Here is a 2,500-nt window from a genome sequence, read left to right on the forward strand (position 1 = left end):
CGGCAGTATCAAACCTATCTTTGATAAAGAAAAAGAGCAAAATCGCTTAAAACAAGCGCAACTGATTGGCGAAATTGGCAATCAGGCGATGGATATTATTCGCACCGAAGGAAATATTGTGGGTCTGAAAGCGCAGAAAGACCCCGATGCGTTAGCGGTCTCCAAAAAACAACTGGAAGCGGCGGGTAAAACACCTACCGAGCAAACCATTAAAGACCAAGCCTACAACAACGCCATGGCACAATATGGCACCGGCAGCGACTTCCAAAAAGCCGCCCAAGCGGTGACTGGATTACTGCAAGGGCTGGCGGGTAATAATTTAGCCGGTGCATTGGCAAATGCTTCTTCACCGTACTTAGCAACGTTGATAAAACAACAAGTGGTTGAAGAGAATAAAGCCGCGAATGCCATGGCGCATGCCGTATTGGGTGCTGTAGTTGCAGAGCTAAATAACCAATCCGCCACCGCAGGAGGATTAGGCGCTGGTAGTGGTGAATTAGCAGCGAGATATATCGCTAAAGAACTCTTCCCGAATAAAGACGTGAGCGAACTTACGGAAAGTGAAAAACAGCAAGTCAGTGCATTGAGTCAACTGGCCTCTGGTCTTGCCGGAGGACTGACTACCGGTGATATAGCTGGTGCAATTACTGGCTCGCAAGCTGGGAAGAATGCGGTTGAGAATAACTATCTGAATGACTCAGAATATCGTCAAAAAACCTCACTGGAGCTAAAAGAGAAGCAAGGTAAGATCACTGAAGTCGAGCAACAGAAACTCGCTGAGCTGCGAATTAAAGATACAGAAACAACACAAAGATTACTTGATGCCTGTGCAGGCGGTGTTTCACCTGAATGTACCGCTGCTAGAAAAGACGCATTCGAAACGATAGATACCTACGTCAGTTTGACGTATCAAAATCCAAAAACAGCGCAGGCTGGTTATCAAGAAATCGAGCGGTTATTGAACTCGACTTCACCCGAAGCACAGCAGGCGTACAATCTATTGGAATCCTATACTGAAGCCTTTAAAAACTTCGGTTATACCAATGAAGAAGCACGAACGCGTGCAGGTATGTATGTCGGGTCGATTTACCTATTGGGTGGTATGTCAGCGGTCGCAAATTCAGGCGCTTTAGTAAAACAGTTTGGAAAAGATGTTGCTAAGCCAAATGTGACGTCACCGAAAGGAAATAATGCAGGAGCTGGTAGCAACTGGACTGCGGATAAAAATGGTGCATTTAGTCCGAAGGATGATGGAACGGTTACGACTGTTGGGAAAGGTGATGGTAAGTATGATGGAAATTCACTACCTTATAAAGATACGATAGGTAAAATTGATCCTAAAAATTATGTAGATATACTATCACCTGAGGCTAAACAACATATACTATATGGTGAAAGTCTAACTCAAGGTGGTCATATTTTCCCAGGAAATCCGGGTAAAACAACATTCCCATCTAACTGGCCAGCAGAAAAAATTATTCATGAAATCGGGGATATAACAACATCACCAACTACACAGTGGTATGCTCAATCAGGTACTGGGGGCTTATATACAAAAGCCGGAAGACCTGCTAGGTGGGTTGCATGGGAAGTGCGAGATGGTGTTCGTATGAGAGTGATTTTTGAGCCAGCTAATGGAAAGGTAGTTACAGCTTTCCCTGATAATGCATCTAACTCGGGTTCACTTAAACCAATAAAAAACTAATAAAGGTCAGCGATTGTTATGGATATTAATCAAGATATTAGACGTTTAGGTGAAAATCTGAAAGGGCGTTTGGCGCCTGATATTGTTGATTTTGACTTAGAATATATAGACCACTCAGAAAGTATTTTAGCTTTTGAAACGTTATGCGATCACATAGCTGACTATGATGTCGTAATAACCAGTGATGAGTATAAGCAGATCATTGGTATTGTAAATAAGCTAAATCTTGAGTTAGATGATAGATATTTATATATAAATCCAGCTAATATTAAGTGAATTAGGGTCAATGAAAAGATCCTAGTTCAACACTAGGATCTTTTGTATTTATCTCATCCCCTCAGCCAGCCGGATATTCATCTGTCCGGCTTGGCGAGTGAGGGTGTAGTGGCTGCCTACCTCAAACCCTAACGCCTTCAACCACTTACCGCTGATAATCAGCTGTGGGCTGGGGTTGGTCGGCAAGTAACCCACTGAATATAGTCTGGTTTTAACTCCGCTTTTATTTCCTTCTAAAACCCCACCGAGCAGGCCATCAAAGACCAAGCCTACAACAATGCCATGGCACAATATGGCACCGACAGTGATTTCCAAAAAGCCGCCCAAGCGGTGACAGGATTACTGCAAGGCCTAGCAGGTGATAACTTAGCAGGAGCGTTAGCAAGTGCTTCATCGCCGCACTTAGCAACGTTGATAAAACAACAAGTGGGTGAAGATAATAAAGCTGCGAATGCCATGGCGCATGCCGTATTGGGTGCTGTAGTTGCAGAGCTAAATAACCAATCCGCTGCCGCAGGA

Annotated in this window: 3 protein-coding genes and 1 pseudogene; 3 read left to right on the plus strand and 1 reads right to left on the minus strand. The window is 43.9% G+C overall.

Going from position 1 to position 2,500, the window contains the following annotated elements:
* On the plus strand, nucleotides 1-1,705 hold a 1,705-nt coding region (locus CUB63_RS17820; RefSeq protein WP_239996101.1), incomplete at its 5' end, for a VENN motif pre-toxin domain-containing protein.
* Between the two features lie 18 nt (nucleotides 1,706-1,723).
* Entirely contained in the window at nucleotides 1,724-1,981 is a 258-nt protein-coding gene (locus CUB63_RS17395; protein WP_006534428.1) for a MafI family immunity protein, read from the plus strand.
* A 48-nt stretch (nucleotides 1,982-2,029) separates the two neighbouring features.
* On the opposite strand, the gene CUB63_RS17400 is transcribed toward CUB63_RS17395, so the two are convergent.
* The gene (locus tag CUB63_RS17400; RefSeq protein ID WP_109848582.1) at nucleotides 2,030-2,176 is read right to left on the minus strand and encodes a SymE family type I addiction module toxin; all 147 of its coding nucleotides are present in this window, start codon (nucleotides 2,174-2,176) and stop codon (nucleotides 2,030-2,032) included.
* Between the two features lie 87 nt (nucleotides 2,177-2,263).
* Here CUB63_RS17400 and CUB63_RS17405 point away from each other — a divergent pair.
* Nucleotides 2,264-2,500, plus strand: a pseudogene (locus tag CUB63_RS17405) (VENN motif pre-toxin domain-containing protein); the annotation flags it as partial.

It is taken from the genome of Proteus penneri, from assembly GCF_003144535.1.
Classification (GTDB): domain Bacteria; phylum Pseudomonadota; class Gammaproteobacteria; order Enterobacterales; family Enterobacteriaceae; genus Proteus; species Proteus penneri.

Excerpts from the sequence above, each read along its gene's own strand:
- CUB63_RS17395 (WP_006534428.1), top strand. The coding sequence starts at position 1,724 with ATGGATATTAATCAAGATATTAGACGTTTAGGTGAAAATCTGAAAGGG.